Origin of the sequence: Sandarakinorhabdus oryzae (genome assembly GCF_009733735.1) — a bacterium.
Classification (GTDB): Bacteria; Pseudomonadota; Alphaproteobacteria; order Sphingomonadales; family Sphingomonadaceae; genus Sandarakinorhabdus; species Sandarakinorhabdus oryzae.
This window is the reverse complement of sequence record NZ_WNJP01000006.1, coordinates 1-22,041: the sequence shown is the minus strand read 5'-3', so window position 1 is coordinate 22,041 and position 22,041 is coordinate 1. Positions and strand designations below refer to the sequence as shown.

The window sequence follows — 22,041 nt, the reverse complement described above, 5'->3', positions numbered from 1 at the left end:
GATGGTATCGCAGGTCAGCGTGCTTGACCATCTCTGCCAGCGCCGCCACTGTCGGTTGTGATGACGCCCGAAAGCCTGTTCCAGGCGGCCAGTGCCGCCGTGTTGCCCGGCTGGATCGCGCTGGCGCTGGCGCCGCTGGCCCGCGCCCGCCTGGTGCTGGTGGCGCGCGTGATTGCGGTGCTGCTGGCTGGCCTCTATGTGGCGCTGCTCGCCGCGGGCTTGACTGGCGATGGCCCGCCAAAGGGCGCCGGGTTCGACACGCTTGAGGGGGTGCGCCTGCTGCTCTCCAGCCCGCAGGCGCTGCTCGCCGGCTGGGTGCATTATCTGGTGTTCGATCTGTGGGTGGGCAGTTGGGAAGCCGAGGATGCGGCGCTGCCGCACTGGCTGCTGCTGCCGTGCCTGGCGCTGACTTTCCTCGCCGGACCCACAGGCTTGCTGCTTTATCACCTGCTGAAGGCCGCGCGGAGGGTGCGGGCATGAGCGAATTGCGCAGCGTTGCCTCGCCGTGCACCAATGTCTGTCAGCTGGATCAGCGCACCGGCTGGTGCATTGGCTGCCGCCGCACCATGGATGAGATCAGCCGCTGGCCGCATGCCAATGATGATGAGCGCCGCGCCATCCTCGCGCGCCTGCCGGAGCGTAGGCCATGATCCCGCTCTGCGTCCTTGATCAGACGCCGATCCCGGAGGGCGTCACCCCGGCGCAGGCGCTGGCCAATTCGATCGATCTGGCCCGCCATTGCGAGGCGCTGGGTTATCAGCGCTTCTGGCTGGCTGAACATCACGCCAGCCAGGCCCTGGCCGGCTCGGCGCCGGAGATCCTGATCGGCGCGGTGGCCAACGCCACATCGCGCATTCGCGTCGGCTCCGGCGGGGTGATGCTGCCGCATTATTCAGCGCTGAAGGTGGCGGAGCAGTTCAGCCTGCTCGCTGGCCTGCATCCCGGCCGCATCGATCTGGGCCTGGGCCGCGCGCCGGGCAGTGACCAGCGCACGGCCATCGCCCTGCAGCAGGATCGGCGGCAATACGCCCCCAACCAGTTCCCGCAGCAGCTGGCCGAATTGATCGGCTATCTCGAAGATTCGCTGCCCAGCGATCACCCCTTCCACGCCTATGCCGCCACCCTGCCCGGCCGGCCACATGTGCCGGAGCCGTGGGTGCTGGGCTCCTCGCCCGACAGTGTCGCCTTCGCGGCTGATCTCGGCCTGCCCTATTGCCTCGCCGATTTCATCGCGCCGCGGCTGGGGGAACTGGCGGCGGCCTATCGCGACCAGTTCCGGCCGCGGCACCCCGGCGACAAGCCGCGCCTGATGGTGGCGGTGTGGACCGTGTGTGCCGAAACCGACGAGGCCGCGCTGCGTCTTGCCGCGCCGGCCCGCATGATGTTTGCCCACCTGCTGATGGGCAAATCGATTTCCGTGCCGCCGCCAGAGGTGGCGCAGGCCTGGCTGGCCGACCGGCCCGATGTGGCGCGCGCCTTTGCCAGCCGGCGGGTGGTGGCCGGCAGCCCCGCCACCGTGCGCGCCGGACTTGAGCACGTAATCAAGGAATATGCGCCGGACGAGCTGATGCTGGTCAACATCCTGCACGGGCATGAGGATCGCAAGCGCAGCTACAGCCTCGTGAAAGAGGCGATGACGCCGGTAGCAGCATGACGAAGCGCGTGCTGGCCATCGCGTCGGGCGGCGGGCATTTCATCCAGCTGATGCGGCTGTCCCCGGCGTGGGCAGGCCATCAGGTCAGCATTGCCACCGTCGATCCCTCTTCGCGGGCGCTGGTGGGCGAAGTGCCCTTCTTCACCTTCCGCGATGTTTCCCGCGCTGACTGGTGGAATATCCCGGCCGCCACGCTGGATATCGCCCGCATCCTGGCAGCGGTGCGCCCGCAGGTGATCATCACCACCGGCGCTCTGCCCGGCCTGATCGCAGCCACGCTCGCCAAGCCTTTCGGGTGCAAGAGCCTGTGGGTGGACAGCATCGCCAATTCGGAAGTGCTGTCGGGCAGCGGCGGGCAGGCCGGGCGCGTCTGTTCGCAGGTCGTCACCCAATGGCCGCATCTGGCCACCGACCGGGTGGAGCATTGGGGCAGCGTGCTGTGATCTTTGTGTCGGTCGGCTCGATGATGCCGTTCGACCGGCTGACCCGCGCCATGGACGAATGGGCGGCGGCCAACCCGGCCATTCCGGTCGAGATCCAGATCGGCAAGGGCGCGTATGAACCGCGCCACGCCAGATGGGTGCGCAAGCTGGCCCTGCCCGACTATCAGGCGCGCGTCGCCGGCTGTGCGCTGTTCGTCGCGCATTGCGGCATGGGATCGATCATCAGCGCCATCGAAGCCGGCAAGCCGATCCTGATGCTGCCGCGGCTTGAGGCGATGGCCGAGCACAATACCGATCACCAATTGGCCACCGCCAAGCATATCGGCATCCGCCCCGGCCTGCATGTGGCGGCCGACGTGGATGATCTGAAGGCCCGCGCCAGCGCGCTGCTGGCTGACAGCGGGCTTGCCCCCGCGCCGATTTCGCGCTTTGCCGATCCGGCCTTCACCGCCCGCATCCGCGCCTTCATCGAAAGCTGATCCGTGCACCCCTTCATCCCCGTCGAACCGACTGACCGCCCCGGCCATTACCGCATGACCGTGCCGAAGAATCTGTGCGTCGGCCCGCCCGATCGGCTGTTCATGTTTGGCGGTGTTGGCCTGGCCAGTGCGCTCGCTGCCGTGGAGGCCCACACCGGCCGCCCAACCGTGTGGGCCGCGGCGCAATATCTGAGCTATGCCCGGCCGGGGACAGAGCTGGACCTGGAAGTGATCGTGCCGGTGACCGGCAAGTACAACAGCCAGGCCCGCGTCATCACCCGGGCCGGGGATCAGGAGATCATCACCGTCAACGCCGCGCTCGGCAGCCGGCCCGACAGCCCGCACCACCAGTGGGCCGTCATGCCAGCGGTGCCGCCACCGGAAGACTGCCCCGAAATGACGATCCGCTGGCAACGCGACCCGGACGACATGAACAGCCAGTGGGATCGCCGGGTCGCGGCCGGCAGTTTCGGTCGCGAGCGGGGGAAGGCACCCCCGGCCACCGATGGCATCGGCCGGCTGTGGGTGCGGCCGAGCAACCCTGATCTGCCCATCGACCGGCTGGTGCTGGCGGTGATGGCAGATTTCCTGCCCTCGGGCGTCGGCAACGCACTGGGCGCCAATGCTGGCGGCAACAGCCTGGACAACACCATCCGCTACATGAACTTCGTGCCCACCGAATGGGTGCTGGCCGATATCCGCATCCATGCCGTCCATGCCGGTTTTGCCCACGGCCGCCTGCACCTGTTTGCCCAGGATGGCACCCTGCTCGCCACCGCCAGCCAGAGCCTGATTGTGCGAATTCACAGTTGAGGGCGCGGGCGGGCGGGCCTAGCCTTGCGACATGACACCGCACCTCATCGCCCTCCTCCTCGCCACGGCCGCAGCAGCGCCGCCGCCACCAACGGCAAGCCCGGCGGCGCAGGCCGACAACGCAGCGCTGGCTGCGACGCTGAACTGGGCTGACACGCAGGATTTCGACTTTGCTGCGCGCGGCTTCATGGGGTCCATCCCGGACGGCAAGATCCGCAACGACAAGGGCGAGGTGCTGCGCGACCTCGATAACGAGGCGCAGTTCACCGGCCCGGCGCCGGCCACGGTCAACCCCAGCCTGTGGCGCAACGCCACCCTGCTCGCCAGGCATGGCCTGTTCCAGGTCGCCGACGGCATCTGGCAGGTGCGTGGGTTCGACCTTTCCAACATGACGATCATTCGCGGCAACACGGGCTGGATCCTCGTTGATCCGCTCACCGGCGCCGAAGCCGCCAAGGCGGCCCTGGCACTGGTCAACGCCAAGTTGGGCCCGCGGCCGGTGGTCGCCGTCATCTACACCCACAGCCACGTTGATCATTTCGGCGGCGTGCTGGGTGTGACCAGCCCGGCCGACGTCGCGGGCGGCAAGGTGCAGATCATCGCGCCGGACGGCTTTCTGGAACACGCCGTGTCAGAGAACGTGATTGCTGGCCCAGCCATGCTGCGCCGCGCCAGCTACATGTTCGGGAGCATGCTGCCACGCGGTGCGACGGGCCATGTCTCCTCCGGCCTGGGGCCGATGGGCACGCCCGGCACCTATGGCCTGATCCCGCCCACAGACACGATCAAGGCCACCGGCGACACGCGCACGATCGACGGGGTGGAACTGGTGTTCCAGGTCACGCCCAACACCGAAGCGCCGGCCGAAATGAATTTCTACCTGCCGGCATGGAAGGCGCTGTGCCTGGCCGAGAACGCCAATGGCGCCATGCACAATCTGCTCACCCCGCGCGGCGCCCTGGTGCGCGATGCCAAGGGCTGGGCCGATTATCTGGTGGAGGCGCGGCGGCGCTGGGGTGCACAAGCGGATGTGCTGTTCACCAGCCATTTCTGGCCGCGCTGGGGCAAGGATCACATCAACGATTACCTGCTGCGCCATGCCCAGGCCTATGCCTTCGTGCACAATGAAAGCGTGCTGCTGATGAACCAGGGCCTGAACGCGGTCGAGATCGGCGAGGCCATCAAACTGCCGGCGCCGCTGGCCACGGCCTGGTTCAACAGGCCCAACTACGGCAGCCTGAAGTTCAACGCCCGCGCCGTGTACCAGCGGTACCTCGGCGCTTTTGATGGCGATCCCGCCAATCTCGACCCGTTGCCGCGCGCCGTGCTGGCGCCAAAGCTGGTGGCGCAGATGGGTGGGCCCAAGAAGGTGCTGGCCGCCGGCAAGGCGGCCGCTGCCAAGGGCGATGACCGCTGGGCTGCAACCCTGCTTTCGACGCTGGTGCGCGCTGCGCCCGATACGCCGGGCGCCAAGGCGGCGCTCGCTGGTGTCTATCGCCAACTGGCCTGGCGGGCAGAATCCGCGCCGTGGCGCGATTTCTATCTGACCGGCGCGCAGGAACTGGAACAGGGCATCAGGCCCAGCACCCAGGCCGCAGCGGCCGGGATTGCCGCCAATCTGTCGGTGACGAACCTGCTCGATTCCATGTCGGTGCGGCTGGTGCCGGAGCGGGCGATCGCGCCGATGACCATCGCGTTTGAAATTCCGGACGCCAAGGAGCGCCACCTCGTGACCATCGGCAACGGCGTGATGCTGCACGAAAAGGGCGTCAGCGACGCGGCGCAGGCCACGCTGGTGGTGCCGCGCCGGGCGCTGATCGGGCTGATCGGCGGCGCGGTGAAGGCGCCTGACCTGATTGCGGCGGGGCAATTGGATATCAAGGGTGATCTGGCGGTGCTGCAGCGCTTCATGACGCTGTTCCAGCCGCCGAAAGCCGATTTCCCGTTGGTTGCGCCGTAAGCCCTACTTCCTGAGCGGCGACCACGCCCCCATGTCGACCCGGTCGGTCACGCGATAGGGCTGACCATTCTCGCCGATGAAGAAGCGCTCGGTCTCCTGGCGGTTGAACGGGCGCGAACCCAGCCGGCCCAGCACGGCGATCTGGCCGCCGGTCTCGTCCACGGCGCGGTCGCGGTCGAGGCCCTTGGCCACTGACAGCGCCGGGCGGGCAGTGCGGGCCCAGCTGATCAGCTCCGGCATCGGTTTCGGCGAGAAGCCATAGAAATTGGGCTGGCTTTCGGGGCTGGTCAGCTGCAGCACCTTCACGCCGTTCCTGCCATCGGCGACATAGGCAAACAGCGACGCATTGGTGCTGGCCACCACCACGTCCTCGGCATCATTGAGCGTGCCGTTCGCCGTGAAGCGCTGATACAGGCGCGGCGCCAGCGGCTTCTTCACGTCAACGATCACCAGCCCGTCCCCCTTGGCGGCGACATAGGCATAGGTGCGGGCGACGTAGAATTTGCGCGCGTCGGCAATCGGCAACGTTGCTTCCGGGTGATGGATCGGCCGCGCGAGATCGGCAATGTCGAAGACTTCGAGGCCGTTCGCGGTCGTCACCCACAGGTAGCGGAACTGCACGGCGCTCGCGCGCGCGTCCTTCAGCGGCAGCACCGCTTTCAGCTTCGGCGCGCGCGGGTTGTCGAGGTCTACCACCACCAGCGCGTTCGGCTTTGTGATGTACGCGATATGGCCGGCCAGCGTGATGTGGCGGGCACCGGTGAGCACGCCGGCCGGGTTCCAGCGGTCGCCGCCGCCTTCAAAACTGCGGCGCCGCAGGAAATTGTTGCGCGGCTCGCCGTCGGTGAGCGTATCGACATTGACCAGCACCAGCCCTTCCTGCGCGTCCGTCACCACCGCATAGCGGTAGATCTCGTGCAGCTTCTGCTCCTGGTTATAGCCCGCCAGGCCGTCGGGCAGCGGCTTGCCGTTCGCACGCGCATCCTGTTGATACTGCATCACATCGTTGCGCGGCACGCTGATCGGCTGGTTGGTGGCGAGCGCCATGCAGGTGGCATTGCTTGTCTTCACCTGCGCATCGTGGCCCAGCGCCGAGAAGGGCGATTTCACGATCTTCTCTGACACGCCCTTGTTGGCAAGGTTGGCGATGTCATAGGCGACGAAACCGCCCTTGCCTTCGGCGACATAGAGATATTCGCCGCGGTTCTGGATGCAGCGCACCTCGCCGGCGGTGCCTTGCGTGATGTTGCGGATATCCTCGGTCGGGTTGGTCTCGCCTGACAGGCGCTTGTCGAAGATGCGCCCGCGCGTCCAGTTGATCAGTTCGCGCTTGTTCTGCTCGACATGCAGCTTCCAATAATCCGGGTAGGCATAACGGTGCAGGTAGGAGCCGAACACCGCCTGCGGCTCGCCGAATTCCGTCACCCGCACGGCTTCGACGGCGCGATCCAGGCCGAAGAAGGCGTTCATGCCAACAAAGTTGACGAAGTTGGTGCCCTGCAGGGTCAGCTGCGCCAGGATGGCGTTGTTGTCGTCATCGGCGCTGACATGGCAATCGCTGCAGGTCTTGGTTTCCTGGGTGCGCACTGTGTGCGGGAAGTGCGGTGCGAAGGCCTGGGACGAGAAGCCCGACGCCGCGATCGGCGGCTGCTGCACATAGATGCGTTCGCGGTTGATGTTGGTGCTGGTCAGGATCAGCGCCGAGGATGAGCGGATCGGGGCGATGATGCTGCCCTTGCTGGTCTGGTGGCGGCCGAGCTGGAACATGTCATCGCGCGCCACCTGCGGATTGTAGGTGGCGAAGTTGCGGGTTTCCTGTTGCTCATATTTGTTGGTCGTCGTCTTCCAGTTGGCCTCGATCGGCAGGTGGCAACCGCCACAACTGGTGGTCCAGCTGGTGTGGCAGGCAAAGCAGGCCATGTTGTCGTCCTTGTGCGCCCGTTCGCTCACCCCGGGGCCGAAGGCCATCGTCCCCCCGGTCGCGCGCAAGGTTCCGACCAGTTTCGCCCGCGCCGCCTTCGGGTTGAAATCCGGGTGGTCGCGGGTGACGCTGTCCTTCACCAGTTTCACCCGCCAGACGAGGTTGGGGTCACTCGCCGAGCGCTGCCACAGCACCCGCCGGCCATCCTGCACCCCCCATTCGAAGCGCAGCCGGCCATCAGGATTGCGCAGGATCGACAGATCAGTGCCGGCCGGTGGCGCGGCGAGATTGGACGTCTTCAACGTTGGCCAGGCATCGGCGGTGCCGTGACAATCCTTGCAGCCGATCTCGACACTGTTGGCCACCTCGCCGTGGATGAAGCCATTGCCGTGGCTGTCTTGCGCGAAGTGGCAATCGGCGCACTGCATGCCCACCTCGGTGTGGATGTCCATCAGATGCACGGCCTTGCCGGGCTGGCCGGGGCCGGGGGTGGCGGCGGGCTTGACGAACTGGGGGGCGCCGGCCTTGCGGAACTTCTCCGGGTCATCATTGGCGACGATATGGGCGGTGTCGGTGCCATATGTTGCCATGTTGCCGCCGGCATCGAGCAGATTGCCCTCGCGGTCGCGCTTGTAGACGGCGCGGAAGTTCCAGCCGTGGCCGTGATAATCGGCGAACTGGGTGTCCTTCATCTTGTCGTTGCGGTCATTGACTGTGCGCAAGAAATCGAGGTCGCTCCAGGCGCCATGAGCGGCGGCGCCTTCCGGGTTGCGGTCATTGGCTTCGCGCACCTCGGCGGCGGTGGGGTAACGCTGGCGCTTGAACAGTCGTTCAAATTCCGCCTCGCTCATGCCCGGCGGCCTGGGATAGGGATTGGCCGCGCCCGGCCACATGCGCGGGGCGTCGCTTTCATAATCCCACATGGTGGTGCCGTAATAGGTGTTCAGGAACATGTTGGGCTGGTGCATGTGGCAGTTCATGCACAGGCTGGACGGCATGGCCCGGCTGAAGCTGTGCGTGATGGGGTGGCCGGGTTCCGCCTTGTTGATCGTCGGGTCCACGCTCTGGCTCTGCCCGTCGCGCCCGGCAGCGGCATAAACCGACGAGTGCCGCACCTCGCGATCATTGGCATAGACGATGTGGCAGGACCCGCAGCCCGAGGTGCGATAGTCACCCGGCTGATCATTGGTGCCCATGAACCAGGTGAAGGGGTCGTTGAGGCGCGTCTTGTGGATGTTGATCACCGGCACGGCGATGCGCAGGCCGGTGCCGGGGCCGCGGTTGGATTGGCGGATGTCGGGCCGGCCCGGCTCCTCCAGCCGCTGGAGGGCGCCCAGCGAATTGGGCAGGCCGATTTCCGGGAAGGAGGGGTTGATGTTGCGGCCGCCACGTTCGAACACGCGGAAGATGTCGGCCGGCGGGATCACCTGCCAGGTGGGCAGTGGGGCGAGGAAGGGCAACGCACCACGGGCCTTGGCGGCCGGGCTCAGGCCATCCGGACTGAAGACCAGAGCGGGCAGGCTGTTGTCGCGCCCGGCCTTTTCGTCATGCTTGAGACCGATCTCGCCATGGCCGGAGGCATCTCCGTTCCACGCGCCCAGCAACGCGCTGGCCTGGCCGGGGCGCGTATAGGCCTCGCCCAAGACATAATTCTTGTAGGGCAGGATGCCGTTGTTATAGGCCGCGCCGCCGAACAGCATGGCGCCCGTCGCCATCAGGCTGCGTTCGGCCCGCTCGATGATTTCTAGGTGGCAAGCGCCGCAGGCATCGCGGGCGGCGCGATAGTCGGACGGATTGACGAAGCGTACGAACTGCGGGGCTTCGCGGTTGAGCAAGGTGTAGCTGCGCTTGGGGTTGGCCGACGACGGGAAGTGCCAGCTTTCCGGGAACATCGGCAGCACATGCGCCTCATCGCGCAGCTTGGCATAATTGGGGTCCGTCGCCGCCAGCGCGGCAGGCGCGATGATCTTCGGGTCGCCGCCATGGCAATCGGTGCAGCCCAGCACGACCGACTTTGGCGCGTGCATGGTCGATTCGTCGCTGGCCGTGTGGCAGCTGATGCAGCCGGCGGACTTGGCGGCGGCCTGTTCCAGCGTCTGCCATTTCGGCGCGGGCGGGGCGGTCACGCGGGCATAATCGCGCGCCACCGGCTTCTCGCCTTCCGACGCGAGGGCGACGCCCACCAAGGGGATCAGCGCCAGGAGGAGAAGCCGCTTCAGCATCTCAATAGGCCAGCACGGCGTTGAACAGCACCGAATAGTATGACCCGGTGCGCGGCGCGTTGGTGAACAGGTCCTTGAAGCCATCGCCGGGCTTCAACATCGCGCCCGACAGGCGGAAGACCAGGTTCTGATTGAAGTGCGGGCGGTAGGTGGCCGCAGCCGACAGGTCCCAGCCAATGTCCTTCGGGATCGAGCCCTCCACCCGCAGCGCCTGCAGCGTGGCGGTGGTGGCGAACCACAGATGGTTCACGTTGCCGCTGACCCTGAGTTCGGGGAGCACATCGAAATCGGCGCCGGCACCCAGCAGCATCGTGCCGGGGTTAGTGAAATTGGCCTGGCCCTGCTCCTTGGATGAGCGCAGATCATTCAAAAGGCCGTTGCGGCTGTTGACCGCGATGGCGCGGCCGCCGCCGGCGAAGGGGATGGTCTGGCGCACCCAGTAGCTCGTGTCGGCACCGGCGAACTGTGGGTTTTCAAAGATCGCCGCATAGCCGCTGTCGACATCGTCATAGGGGTTGGAATCGCCGCTGGCGAACAGCGCCGCGCCGCGCAGCCGCACCCAGCCGCGGTCATAGCTCGGCTCGAACGCGGCGAACCAGCTGCTGATCCTGGCGCGCCGGTCAGTGAAGATGTTGTTGCGATTGCTCCCCGTGGCGTAGGTGCCGCTGAAGGTCAGGTTCAGCCGGCCGATGTGGCCATCGGCGTTGTAGCCGAGATAGACGACATCATAATTGCGCCCGCGCAGTGTGCCGAGCAGCGCCGGGCGCACCGGAAAGCCGTTGGTATCGACCTGCACATCACCCCGCTCGCGATTGGCGTTGCAGGTGGCGCTGATCTGGCTTGTCAGGCCGGGCAGCGGGAAATCCTGCCGGTAGAGGTTGGCGACCAGCACATAATCCCGGCGCGGGCTGCGCAGGATGGCGTTCAGGCCCGAATTCGTGTCCTTCTCCAACCGCCAGAAGGCGGCGAGGTTGTACTGGAACCGGTTGTTGTCGCGGTTGCCGAACAGGCGGATGCCGAGCTGGTTGTCCTGAAACAGGAAGCCCCGAAAATCGCTGGAGAAGGGCTGGATGCCGATGCGCAGCGAATCGAAGTCGTAGCGGTCCGAGGTGTTCCGCAGGTGATAATCGAGGAACAATTCCTGCACGCCGACGAAAGCATCCGAGCGCAAGGATCGTTTTGACGGCAGCACCGACAGCACCCGCCGTTCCGTCACGTCGACATGGTTGAAGTTGAAGGCCAGCGCCGCGCGCAATTCAAATTCCGGCGGCTTGAAGGCGGTGCTACCCTTGGTCAGCGCCGCACCCAGGATGAAGGTCTGCGCGAACACTTCGCTGTACTGGCGGCCGAAGACGTCGTTGCTGCCCGGCCGCTCCGTGGTCTGCACACCGACCGGTGTCGGGAAGCTGCGCGGTTCGGCGACCGTGTCGGAAATGGCGGTGAGCTGCAGAAACAGATCGTGCGTGCCGCAGATCGGTCGATCGCCCTTCAGCGTGTTCTGGTTGTACGGGTCCTTCCAGTTGGATTTGACCAGCCCCAGCGTCTCGATCAGCCGCCAGCGGTCCGGCACCGGCAGATGATCAACCGGGAAATCGCCTTGGCGAGGCCAGGCCACCGCGCCGGCATTGGCCTGCACCACCGGGTCCCACGTCTGCGGCCCGCCCATACCGGGTACGCGTCGTCCTGCCAGCGGTGCAGTGGCGGGATCGGACGGGCCCGCTTCGGGCTCGCCGGGCAGCCGCTCCGTGGGCGGCGTCACCTTGGCATAACAATCGAACCATTTGCCAAACGGCTTGGCCAACACCGGCGTGGCGGTCGTGAGCAGCGGGATCAGTAGCAGCGCCCGCATCTCAGCGCCCCTGGCAGACATTATTCTCAGCCGTGTCGAGGAAGGGCGCGAACGGGCAATTGACGAAGCGCAACCGCACTGGCGTGCCGCTGACATTCACCACAATCTGGTCAGACCGGATGCTGGCCGGCGGCAGGCCAATACTCCCGCCCAACCGGGTGGCGGCATTGGCGGTGCCCAGGAAGGCGGTCATGTCGTCCTGGTCGATGCCGTCGCCGGAGACGCCAATGGCCCCCACCAGCACGGTGCCGCGATAGATGGGCACGCCGCCGGGGAAAATCTGCAGGCCATTGGCCAGCCGATTCTGGCCGCCGGGCGTATTGGGCAGGAATGTGCACTGGCGCGGATCGCCGCCGCCCAGCACGTCGCCGAGGTTCTGGATGATCAGCGCAGACTGGAGCCCGGTGGAGAAGGGCGACCAGCCGGCGATGTCGCGCGACAGCGGCCCAGGCGGACGGCCCACTTCACCATCGGGGAAATAGGGCCGGCTGATATTGCCGATGGCGCGATTGCTGATGGCAAAGGCACCGCTGAGCACGCCCGGCTGGGTGAAGAAGCCGGTCACCCGCGCCACGAAATCGCGCACATTGGGATCGGGCGCCCCCAGCGCCGTGGTAGCTGCGGCCAGATCGCTGCCCGCACGGGGGCCGGAGAAAAAGGCGACGCTGCGCGCCTTCTGCAGGGCCACGTCCGTCCCGAAGATCGGCGCATCAGGGGAGCGCACGAGGCCCAGCACGGCGCCGCGTGTATCGACGACAGCGATGGTTTTCTGGCTACGGCTGTCCAAGGGCAGGCGGATCTGCGCGCGGCTGCGCGCCATGATGGTGAAGGCTTCTTCCAGCACTGCGCGCACTTCGGCCGCGGAGAGCGGCTGCGTCACGTCGCCGGCGTCGGTGCCGGCCCGGATCGGGTAGCGGTTGGCGCCTGCCCCGTCGGAGAGCACAAAGGCATCGGGATGGTTGAACTCGGCTGCTGCGGCGCCGCGCACGCCGCTGCCCTCGCTGCCATAGGGGGTGCCAGCGATGATGCTGGCGGCATTGAAGCCAGCCACGGCGACCAGGCTGCCGGTCAGGCTGGCAAAGGCTGGCGGGCTGGCCGGGTTGCTCTTCAGATTGGCCGGCACCGCATCGGAATAGCGCAGCAATGTGCCATCGACAGAGATGCGTTCGGCGCGGATGGCGTCGGGCGCGGCATGGCCGGCCGTGGCGGCAAGCGCGATATGCTCCTCATCGTCATTGTCGACATCGACCACCTCGGGATCAAAGCCATAATCGCCATCAGCCATGATGCCGACCCCGCCGACCACCACGCCATTCTTGTAGAGCGGGAAGCCCCCCGGATCGGCGGCGAGGCCCAGCGGCGAGCGCTTTGGCCCGATGAAGGGGCTGCCAACGCCGAAGCGGGTGTTGAGATCGGAACAGGGCAGCTGGCTGAACTGCACGCCATAGAGCGGCCCCGATTCCAGCCCCACCGTGCGCGCCGAGGGCGGGAAATGCGGCTGCACGATCATCGAGGCGGTGCGGGTGGAAAAGGCGTTGCCGCCCGACGACAGATAGGCGCCGGTGATCGCCTTGGCGATGGCGGCCAGCTCGGCGGGCACCGTCACCCCTTGCGCATCGATATTGGCGCCATTGGCGTTGGGGGGGATAAGCGCCGTCGCGCGGGCACCGGCCATGCGATAGACGGCGAGCACATTGCCGACCCGGTCCACCACCGCGATCACCGCCGGCGACCCGCGGGCACTGGCCTCGGCGGCGGCGCGGGCGATGATCGTCTCCACCTCGGCCGGGCTCAACGCCTCGGCGGCGGGGCGGGCATAGACGCTGGTGGGCGTGGGCGTTGGCGACGGTGTCGGCCCGGCCACTGGTGTCGAGGGCGAACCGCCGCCGCCACAGCTGGCGAGCAGCAGGGCTGCCATGGCCACGCCGGCCGTGATGCGCAGCCGCCTCATTTCAGCGCCCGCATTCGGGTGGCGATCTGGGCCAGCGCCGCCTGGAAGGCCGGCGCATCCCAGCGATTGGCATCGCGCGCGAGGGCATAAGCGCGATCGAGATCGGGCCGCAGCGCAACGGCGGCGGCGCGGTTGACCTGGCCCGCCGTCACCAGCGCGCTGAGCAGCGTGTCCGCCGCCATCACCGCCTGGGCGCCGCCCTGGTAATCGGTGTAAGCCGCTGCGTTGCCGACCAGCACCGCTTCGATCAGCGCAAAGGTCTGCGCGCGATCAAAAGCAGTCGCGGCAAAGCGCCGGGCAAGCGTGGCCGCGGTGGCCTTCAGGGCAGCGGCCGCCTTCATGGCGCCAGCCCGGTCGCCGCCCATCGCCGTGTGAAAGGCCCGGGACTGCGCCTCGAAGCTGCGCGCCACGTCCGGCGCCGCAACCCGGGCGGCCGCGGCCAGCATGATCATCTGTTCGTCATTCCACACCGGCTGGCCGGGCGGGATCGGCCGCCAGCTGTTGGTGCGTGCGACGATCGGCACGGCCGGATCATCGCTGAACGTGCGGTGGCAGGACCGACAATCATAGAAGGTGAAATCTGGTCCGGTCAGGCTGGCCGATTGCGCCGGCAACAGCGACAGCGCCCGCTCCACCGCCAGCGCCTGGCCCACCGCCCAGGTCTTCACCCCGCCGGCAACACCCTTGCGCGCCGCATAATCCGCATCCTCGTTATGGTGGCGCTGCAGGGCGGTGAACAGGTCAAGCTCGAAGGCGATGCGCGGGTGGCCGGCGGCCATGAGGCGGTGGAAGACGAACTGGCCCGGCTTGTCGGACCCGAAATGGCAATCCAGGCAGACACTGGCGCGCACCGCCGGATCATTGAGCGCCCACATGCCGCGCGCGACATTGTCGGCATGGCTGGCCTTCACGCTAGCATGGCTGGCCAGCCAGCGTTCCGATCCGCCGTGGCAGGCCTCGCAGCCGACCCCATCGGATTGCTGCCAGCGCGGGCCCCGCACCGTCGCCGGGTCGCCGTGGCAGCTGATGCATGCCGGCGCCGCAGCGACATTGGTGATGCCCAGCCGCCGCCCGATGGCCTGCGCGCGCGGTTCATTGAGCACGCGCCAGGCGCGGCTGTGCACGCCGGTCAGGCTGGCCGGATCAGACCAGGTCATCACCTCGTTCTGGCGCACACGCGGCCCGGTAGCTTCCTGGCGGCCATGGCAAGTGGAGCCGGCGCAACTGGCGACGCCCTGGTGGAGCGCGCGATCAATCGGCGCTGCATCTGCGCCCGCAGCCATGGCCAGCCCGGCCAGCACGGCGATTCGCAGCCCGTGGCGTAGCCGGGCGACGAACCTGTTCCAAGCGCGGTGGCTGCCGGTTGCTGGTGCGTGCAAATTCCCTCCCCCCGGTGCGACACAGGGTAGCAAAGCCCTGACAACATGCAAGCATCGCCGCCACTTGCCGCGCGCCCCGTCGCGCCGGTGACCGCGATTCGGCGCAGGCACGGCAAAGGCCATTGCGGCGACGGCCCGGCTGTGATTACTTCGCGCCCGACCAGCGTTAAGGGAGCGCGGGGAACACCCCAAGGCCCGTCCGAGGCCCGCCCCTTTCGCCATGCCTGGGGAGTGACCGATGGACCTGCACGCCAGCCTTGCCGCCGTTTCAATCCGATCCATGGCTGATGCGCGCCGCGCCGCTGAAGCCATGCGCGATATCGCGCTGGAATTGACCGGCCTGCACGTGATCGCCTCCGACAACATCGCCTCCAAGGCGCCGATGGAGGATGCCGACGGCAATATCCTGGCGGCCGACGTGTTCGGCTGGACCGGCGAGAATGACCTGTGGTGGAAGGACAGCAAGCTTGCCCTGTCGTCGCCGCTGCCGCGCGCCTGCCGGTATGAATCCGAAGTGTTCTGGGCCAATGCCAGCGGCTTCTTCACCCGCCAGCCCAACCCCTATCTCGACGAGATGAGCCTCGAGAATTTCGAGAAGCGCGCGCTGACCAAGGCGAGCATCGTGGTGCCGGTGCACTTGCCGTTCGGCCAGATCGGCGCGGTCTGCTTCGTGTCGCGCGATCCCAATCGCACCGACCTTTCGGCCGAATATGAGCAATGGGCCGATATCCTGGCGCTGATGTCGCATCGCTGGCTGGCCGGCTATGTGAAGGCGCACCGCACCCGGCGCTGGCTGCCGGGCGATTGCCAGCTGACCAAGCGCGAAGTGGAATGCCTGCGCTGGGCCAGCATCGGCAAGACCGACAAAGAAATCAGCCTGATCCTGTCGCGCAGCCACGCCACCGTGCGTTTCCACATCCAGAACGCCGGCGAGAAGCTGAACGCCGTCAACCGCAGCCAGACGATCTTCAAGGCGGCACAGCTGGGCTATCTGGGCGCTGCCGCCTAAGGCACAATCCGTTCATGGCGCGTGAAGCCGCCACCGGCTATGGCGGGGGCATGAAAATGCTTGCCCCTGCCCTGCTCCCAGCGCTGGTTATTGCCTTCGCCGCCCCCGCCAGCGCCACGTCGCTGGCCGATATTGCCCTGTCGCTGAAGGGCACCACCAGCCTGTCGGCCGATTTCACCCAGGCCGGCGCCGATGGCCGCGTGCTGGCCGGCAGATTGTGGCTAGCCCGCCCCGGCAAGGTGCGGTTCCAATATGACACGGCCAAGATGCTGCTGGTCGGCGATGGCCGCACGCTGTCGTTCATCGACTACGAAGTGAAGCAGGTCAGCCAGTGGCCGGTCCGCCGCACGCCGCTGCAGATATTGCTCGCCAACGAGCCTGATCTGGCCCCCATCGCCCGCATCACGGCCGACACCCCCGACGGCGTGGAGATTTCGGCGCGCGATCCCAAGCGGCCGGAATTCGGCACGCTCTCCATCCGCTTCGTGCGCTCGGCCAGTGCGCCCGGCGGGCTGGCGCTGGCCGGCTGGACGGCGCTGGACGCCCAGGGCGGCCGCAGCGAGGTGCGCCTGGCCAATGTGCGCTATGGCGCCAGCCTGGCCGGCGTGTCGTTCGGCTTCACCGATCCGCGCAAGGATGGGCCGCGATAAGTGCCGGCGGCAAAGCTTAACAATCACCGCCAGAGTTGTTCATGATCGGGCAAGGTCGAATCAGGCATAACCAGTTTCAGCAGGCGATTGGTGCTGCCGGGTTTGCCCCCTGTTGACCGGACAGCACCGTTTCCAAACGCCGCCTGCTTGCGTGACGAGCGCAGACAAGACCCCTGGCACCACGCCCCCGGTGCCAGGGGTCAACTGCTTTCTGGGCAGGTGACGCCGCCGGTTTCTTTGCCTAAATGCATCCCATGGCCATCCGCATCGCCACCTGGAACATCAACAGCGTTCGCGCCCGCGCCGACATCGTCGAGCAATTCCTGCGCGATCACCAGCCCGATGTGCTGTGCCTGCAGGAAACCAAGGTCGCCAACGACATCTTCCCGCACGGCCTGTTCGAGCAGCTCGGCTACAACCACCGCATTCTCAACGGCCAGCGCATGCATCACGGCGTCGCCACGATCGCCCGCGTGCCGATTGACGGTGCCTGGCGCTATGACTGGCAAGACAATGGCGAGGCCCGCCACATCGGCGTGCGGCTGCCCGGCGGCGTGCTGCTCGAAAATGTCTATGTGCCGGCCGGTGGCGATGTGCCCGACCGCCAGGTGAATCCCAAATTCGGCCAGAAGCTGGACTTCGTCGAGCGCATGACGCGCTGGTCGGAAGGGCTGAAAGAACCCGCCGTCATCGTCGGCGATTTCAATGTCGCCCCGCTGGAGTGCGACGTGTGGAATCACAAGGCGCTGCTCGATGTCGTCAGCCATACACCGGTGGAGGTCGAGGCGCTGACCCGCCTGCAGCAGAGCCACGATTGGGTTGACCTCGGCCGCCAGTTCAACCCGGCGCCGGAGAAATTCTTCACCTGGTGGAGTTATCGCAACAACGACTGGCGCCTGTCGGACCGCGGCCGGCGCCTTGATCATATCTGGGTCTCACCCAGCGTCGCCAGTCAGGCGACCGGCTTTGAAGCCATCAAGGACGCGCGCGACTGGGGCAAGCCGTCTGACCATATCCCGCAGATCGTGACGCTCGACCTGTGAGCATCGCGGCCGGATATCTGGCCGAAGCCGCCAGCGACGCACTGCGCCGCGGCCGGGCGGTGGGGGTTGGCAGCCTCGCCATCCTGTCCGCTGAACTCGCCGATGCCGATACGCTGGCCGCGCTGGAAGCCCATTCTCGCGCCGGCCTGATCATCACCGCCCGCCGCGCCGCCGTGCTCAACCTCGCCAACCAGATTGCCGCCGCTGCGCCGGATCCCGAACCGGTGTGGGTGGATCGGCCGGACTGGCTCGATCTCGCCGGCAGCCGCGCGGTGGCCGATCCGGTGCTCGATCTCGCCACCCCGTTCAAGGGCCCGTTCCGCACCCGCGCACTGGCCAGCGATACTGCGTCGGCGCGCGCCGCGATTGCGCTGGGGAAACACGCCGGGCTGATCCCCGCCGTCTATGCTGTGCCGCTGGCCGGCGCCGACGTTGCCGTTTCCTGCCCATCCGAAGCCGCGCTGGCGCTGCCGGCCGCCGTCGCCCGCGTCCACATCTCCAGCCGCGCCCGCCTGCCGCTGGCCAGCGCCGAAGCGACGCAGGTCGTCGCCTTCCGCCCCGATGATGGTGGCCCGGAACATCTGGCGCTGGTGATCGGCAATCCGGACGTGAACCAGCCCGTGCTGGCCCGCCTGCACTCCTCCTGCCTGACCGGCGATGTGCTCGGCAGCCTGAAATGCGATTGCGGCCCGCAGCTTCACGCCGCCCTCGCCGCCATCGCGCAGAACCCCGGCGGCGGCATATTGCTCTATCTGCAGCAGGAAGGCCGCGGTATCGGCCTGCTCAACAAATTGCGGGCCTATGCCCTGCAGGATCAGGGCTGGGACACAGTCGACGCCAACACCCGCCTCGGCTTTGAACCTGACGAGCGCGACTTTTCGCTGGCCGCCGCCATGTTCAAGTCCCTCGGCGTGTCGAGCGTCGCGCTGATGACCAACAACCCGCTGAAGGTGGATGGCCTCGCCGCCCACGGCTTCACCGTCACCCGCGTCGCCCACGACATGCCGCCCAACCCGCACAACGCCGCCTACCTCGCCACCAAGCGCGACCGGCAGGGCCACATGCTGTGACCGTCTTCCGCGCCAACCCTGCCGCCGGCACGGTCAGCGCGTTCGGTGAAACCCACGCCGCCAGTTTCGGCAAGGGCGGCTTCTGTCCCGCCGCGGACAAACGCGAAGGCGACGGCAAGACGCCGCTCGGTGTTTGGCCGATCCGCGCCGCGCTGCTGCGCCCCGATCGCCTTCCTGCCCCACAAACGGCATTGCCCTGGCGCTGGCTGCGGCCCTGGGATGGCTGGTCCGACGGCGCCGCCGACCCGGCCTACAATCGCCCCGTCACCATCCCCCACCCCCACAGCCACGAAGCCCTGTGGCGTGACGACCACGCCTACGACCTCATCCTCGTCCTCGCCCACAACGATGCGCCGCCCATCCCCGGCCTCGGCAGCGCCATCTTCTGGCATGTCCGCCAACCCGACGGCCGGCCCACAGAAGGCTGCATCGCCATGGAACACGCCGTGCTGGCGCGCTGGCTGGACGCGATGGTGCCGGGGGATGCGGTTTTGATTTCAGCAAAGTGAAAACGGGCCTCCGGCGGGCAGGGCCTGAGGCCCTGCACCCACTTTTGTTTCTGGGCGGCGCCGCACAACTGATATATGACGGTTCGATGACAGTCGTGACCGAATCCGTGCGCCCGCCGTCCAAATTGCTGTGGGCTGCCGAACTGCCGCGCGCCGCGTGGACCGTGATGAGCCTGCCGCGCCACACGCGCCGACTGCGCAGCGAGCCCGTCGGCGACGGCCGGCCCGTGCTGCTGCTGCCCGGCCTCATGCAGGGCGAACGCTCCTTCGTGCTGCTGCGGCGCTTCCTGCGGCAGCGCGGTTACCAGGCGCATTATTGGGGTTTCGGCCGCAACCTCGGCGCCCGCACCATCGGCACCCAGGCCGAACGGCTGATCGAACGCATCGAGGCGATTGCCGCCACCAGCGGTCCCGTGACCCTCATCGGCGTCAGCCTGGGCGGGATGATCGCGCGCCTGGTGGCCCAGCGCCGGCCTGACCTCATCCGCGAAGTCATCACCATCAGCTCGCCCTTCGCCGGCAGCGCCAAGGCCACCAACGTCTGGCGCTTCTTCGAATGGATCACCGGCGAACGCCTCGATGATCCCGCGGTCGCCGCCCGCAGCGCCGAAATCGCGGCACCACTCAGCGTCCCCACCACCGCCATCTGGAGCCGGTCCGATGGTCTGGTCGCCGGCGAAATCTGCCGCGACGACCACGGCCGGTCGATCGAGATCAACAGCAGCCACCTGGGCGTGCAGCTGCGGCCGGACGTGTTCCTGGCGGTGGCGGGCGTGCTGGAAGCGTCAGCGGAAGAGCCTCCGGCAGGCAGGGCCTGAGGCCCTGCACCCACTTTCGTTTTCGGGCAGTCCATCGGACAAAGAAAATAGCGCCGCAGGCATTCTGATTGCCTGCGGCGCTGGTGTGCGCATGTCGGGCAAGGACTACCCGAAATCGAACGGGTGCAGGGACTGAGTCCCTGCCCGCGGCGGGTCCCATCGAAACGCTGTTTCGATGGGTGCCCTCGGAGGCCCTTTTTACTTCAACGCCTCGTCAAACCACGCCGCCACATCGTCCCGCATCTTGGCGAGCTCGCTTTCGGCCAGGTAGATCATGTGGCCTGACTGATAATAGGTGAACTTGATGTTCCGATTGAGATCGGCCGGCAGCAGCATGTGCGCCGCGTCGAACTCCGCCCCATAGAACGGCGTCGCCATGTCGTAATAGCCGTTCAGGAACAGTATCTTGAGCTTCGGATTGGCGCGCATGGTGTAGGCGAGGTCGACGGCGGTGTTGGGCGTCGTCTGGTTGCCGCCGCGCGGCGGGCGGTGGTTCCAGTCCCAGCTCCAGCCGGGTTCGCGGGCCGAGAGCTTGTAGGGCAGTTCGGTCTTCACGCCCAAGGACTTCACCGCATAATCGTGGAAGGCGCTCACGTAAGCGCCGGTGACGGCGGTGGAGGCCGGATCATCATCCGGGCTGTCGGCATTGAGATCGGTGGGTGGCAGCGTGTAGCGAGCGTCGAGCCGGCCGATGGACAGGCCGCGCGGGCGCAGCAGTTCGGTCATGAAGTGCTGCAGGTCCACCCGCAGGTTGGCGCGCTTGATGAAATCGATCGGCAGCCCGGTATAGGCGTTCATCTGGGCGGCGATGACGTCGCGCTCGGCGTCTGAAATGTTGCTGCCCTTGGCCAGCGCGGCGGCATAGGGCCCGCTGACCCAGGCGCGGACCTCGTTCACATAGGCATCGATATTGGCCGGCTTCGGGCCCGGCAGCGTGCCGTGATACCAGGCGGTGGCGGCATAGCCGGGGAACAGCACCAGGTAATTCTGGTCATAGCCGGGCTGGCGCACGCCATAGTTCAGGATGGTGGAGAGCAGCACGATGCCGTTCAGCGACAGGCCGCGGTCCTCTAGCTGGGCTGCGACCGCGCCGGAGCGCAGCGTGCCATAGGATTCGCCGAACAGGAATTTCGGCGATTTCCAGCGATTGTTCTTGTTCACATAGCGCAGGATGGCGCGGGCAAAGGCGTCGGCATCCTGATCGACGCCGTTGAAATCCTTGCCGGTCTTGTCACCCAGCGGCCGTGACCAGCCGGCACCGGGCGCATCGATGAAGACGATGTCGGTCTTGTCAATGAGGCTCCACGGGTTGGCGGTGACGCTATACTGGTCGGGCGTCACATAGACCGGCTTGTCGGTCTTCACGCGCACCGGGCCGAAACTGCCCATGTGCAGCCAGATCGTCGCCGAACCGGGACCGCCGTTGTAGAAGAAGGTGACCGGGCGGCCTGCTTCGCCGGTGGTATAGGCGGTGTAGAAGATGCTGCCCGTCGGCCGGGCATTGTCGTCGCGGATGGTGAGCGTGCCGGCAGTGGCGGTGTAGGCAATCGCCTTGCCCTTCACCGAGACGCTGCCCTTCGACACCCAGGCCTGTTCATCCACCGGTGCGCGGGCCGTGGCGGCATCGGCTTCGGCGACCATCATGTCCTTGGGCGATTGGCGCTTGTCTTGCGCGCACGCCGGATGGGCGACAGCCAGGGCGAGGCCAGCCAGCAGCAGTGTCTTCACGTCAAATTCTCCCCTGAAAAATCGTGGCGCGGTGATGGCACGGCGGCGCACGGCGCTCAAGGGCCGCGTCAACCCAGGCCGCGCAGCAGGCTGCCGTCGCGATCGACGAGGCCGAACATCAGCAAGCCGTGACCGATTGGCCGGATCGGCTCCAGCCGCGGGATGCCCTGTTCAGGCAGGCCGGCGGCGCTGAACGCGCGGTGCAGGGCGGCCAGATCATCGACGCGGATGCAGGCGGAAAAGCTGCTGCTGGCCGGATCGAGATCGGGCCAGGGAAAGAATTCCAGTTCCAGCGGCCCGCGCTCCAGGATCAGCCAGCCCGGCCCTTGAAAGCGCACGCCAAAGCCGAGCCTGGCATAAAAGGCGATGGTGGCGGCAAAATCGCGCGACGGGAGGTTGGCGGTGATACGATCGCTCATCGGCGGCCCCGCCTGATGCCGGGCGGGATGCGGCTGCGGCCGGGGCGCGGCTGGAAGCCCTTAGGCCGGGTGCGGTCACGCCGCGGGCCCGGCGCGCCGTCGCCATCGGGCAGTTCAAAGCGCA

19 protein-coding genes are annotated in these 22,041 nt (G+C 67.1%); 13 read left to right on the top strand and 6 right to left on the bottom strand.

Translation table 11 applies throughout. The features are described 5' to 3' along the window. The first annotated feature begins 60 nt into the window (after window positions 1-60). The 7 genes from GJ693_RS01545 to GJ693_RS01515 are packed head-to-tail and all read left to right on the top strand — an operon-like array spanning window position 61 to window position 5,349. Window positions 61-480, top strand: coding sequence for an ABA4-like family protein (locus GJ693_RS01545; protein ID WP_156254576.1), 420 nt, complete (start codon window positions 61-63; stop codon window positions 478-480). Next, the gene (locus GJ693_RS01540) at window positions 477-650 is read left to right on the top strand and encodes a DUF1289 domain-containing protein (protein ID WP_156254575.1); all 174 of its coding nucleotides are present in this window, start codon (window positions 477-479) and stop codon (window positions 648-650) included. The genes GJ693_RS01545 and GJ693_RS01540 overlap by 4 nt, the downstream gene beginning before the upstream one ends. Continuing rightward, window positions 647-1,654 carry an LLM class flavin-dependent oxidoreductase gene (locus tag GJ693_RS01535; RefSeq protein WP_156254574.1) on the top strand — a complete coding sequence of 336 codons (1,008 nt, stop codon included), beginning with the start codon at window positions 647-649 and terminating at the stop codon, window positions 1,652-1,654. Before GJ693_RS01540 ends, GJ693_RS01535 begins: the two co-directional genes overlap by 4 nt. After that, entirely contained in the window at window positions 1,651-2,097 is a 447-nt protein-coding gene (locus tag GJ693_RS01530; RefSeq protein WP_156254573.1) for a glycosyltransferase family protein, read from the top strand. The genes GJ693_RS01535 and GJ693_RS01530 overlap by 4 nt, the downstream gene beginning before the upstream one ends. After that, window positions 2,094-2,576 (top strand): glycosyltransferase, encoded by a 483-nt coding sequence (locus GJ693_RS01525; RefSeq protein WP_197041874.1) that lies wholly within the window; start codon window positions 2,094-2,096, stop codon window positions 2,574-2,576. The genes GJ693_RS01530 and GJ693_RS01525 overlap by 4 nt, the downstream gene beginning before the upstream one ends. Before the next feature lie 3 nt (window positions 2,577-2,579). After that, a complete protein-coding gene (locus GJ693_RS01520; protein WP_235902544.1) occupies window positions 2,580-3,389 on the top strand; it encodes an acyl-CoA thioesterase in 810 nt (269 codons plus the stop codon). Window positions 3,390-3,420: 31 nt separating this feature from the next. Next, on the top strand, window positions 3,421-5,349 hold the full coding sequence (locus tag GJ693_RS01515) for an alkyl/aryl-sulfatase (protein WP_156254571.1): 1,929 nt from the start codon (window positions 3,421-3,423) through the stop codon (window positions 5,347-5,349). A gap of 3 nt (window positions 5,350-5,352) precedes the next feature. Here the strand turns inward: GJ693_RS01515 and GJ693_RS01510 are convergent, their stop codons facing one another. Genes GJ693_RS01510 through GJ693_RS01495 form a run of 4 tightly spaced genes read right to left on the bottom strand, consistent with a single transcriptional unit; the run spans window position 5,353 to window position 14,575 of the window. Next, on the bottom strand, window positions 5,353-9,492 hold the full coding sequence (locus GJ693_RS01510) for an LVIVD repeat-containing protein (RefSeq protein ID WP_156254570.1): 4,140 nt from the start codon (window positions 9,490-9,492) through the stop codon (window positions 5,353-5,355). 1 nt (window position 9,493) lies between these two features. Continuing rightward, a complete protein-coding gene (locus GJ693_RS01505; RefSeq protein WP_156254569.1) occupies window positions 9,494-11,341 on the bottom strand; it encodes a hypothetical protein in 1,848 nt (615 codons plus the stop codon). Window position 11,342: 1 nt separating this feature from the next. After that, entirely contained in the window at window positions 11,343-13,292 is a 1,950-nt protein-coding gene (locus GJ693_RS01500; protein WP_156254568.1) for a heme-binding protein, read from the bottom strand. After that, window positions 13,289-14,575 (bottom strand): multiheme c-type cytochrome, encoded by a 1,287-nt coding sequence (locus tag GJ693_RS01495; protein ID WP_156254567.1) that lies wholly within the window; start codon window positions 14,573-14,575, stop codon window positions 13,289-13,291. The genes GJ693_RS01500 and GJ693_RS01495 overlap by 4 nt, the downstream gene beginning before the upstream one ends. A gap of 376 nt (window positions 14,576-14,951) precedes the next feature. Between GJ693_RS01495 and GJ693_RS01490 the strand changes: the two genes are divergently transcribed. The 6 genes from GJ693_RS01490 (at window position 14,952) to GJ693_RS01465 (ending at window position 19,770) form a co-directional block, all read left to right on the top strand. Further along, a complete protein-coding gene (locus GJ693_RS01490; protein ID WP_408014525.1) occupies window positions 14,952-15,680 on the top strand; it encodes a helix-turn-helix transcriptional regulator in 729 nt (242 codons plus the stop codon). 50 nt (window positions 15,681-15,730) lie between these two features. Then, window positions 15,731-16,330: a LolA family protein gene (locus tag GJ693_RS01485; protein ID WP_235902542.1), complete on the top strand. Its 600-nt coding sequence runs from the start codon at window positions 15,731-15,733 to the stop codon at window positions 16,328-16,330. 254 nt (window positions 16,331-16,584) lie between these two features. After that, window positions 16,585-17,373 (top strand): exodeoxyribonuclease III, encoded by a 789-nt coding sequence (locus GJ693_RS01480; RefSeq protein ID WP_156254564.1) that lies wholly within the window; start codon window positions 16,585-16,587, stop codon window positions 17,371-17,373. Beyond that, on the top strand, window positions 17,370-18,443 hold the full coding sequence (ribA, locus tag GJ693_RS01475; protein ID WP_156254563.1) for a GTP cyclohydrolase II: 1,074 nt from the start codon (window positions 17,370-17,372) through the stop codon (window positions 18,441-18,443). Before GJ693_RS01480 ends, ribA begins: the two co-directional genes overlap by 4 nt. Beyond that, window positions 18,440-18,952 (top strand): L,D-transpeptidase family protein, encoded by a 513-nt coding sequence (locus GJ693_RS01470; protein ID WP_156254562.1) that lies wholly within the window; start codon window positions 18,440-18,442, stop codon window positions 18,950-18,952. The genes ribA and GJ693_RS01470 overlap by 4 nt, the downstream gene beginning before the upstream one ends. Window positions 18,953-19,038: 86 nt before the next feature. Then, complete coding sequence (locus tag GJ693_RS01465; protein WP_156254561.1) at window positions 19,039-19,770, top strand: esterase/lipase family protein; 732 nt, start codon at window positions 19,039-19,041, stop codon at window positions 19,768-19,770. 198 nt (window positions 19,771-19,968) lie between these two features. On the opposite strand, the gene GJ693_RS01460 is transcribed toward GJ693_RS01465, so the two are convergent. Both GJ693_RS01460 and GJ693_RS01455 read right to left on the bottom strand, forming a co-directional pair. Continuing rightward, entirely contained in the window at window positions 19,969-21,498 is a 1,530-nt protein-coding gene (locus GJ693_RS01460) for a S10 family peptidase (RefSeq protein WP_235902540.1), read from the bottom strand. Window positions 21,499-21,566: 68 nt separating this feature from the next. Beyond that, window positions 21,567-21,917, bottom strand: a complete 351-nt coding sequence (locus tag GJ693_RS01455; RefSeq protein ID WP_156254560.1) for a VOC family protein — start codon at window positions 21,915-21,917, stop codon at window positions 21,567-21,569. Window positions 21,918-22,041: the final 124 nt, after the last annotated feature.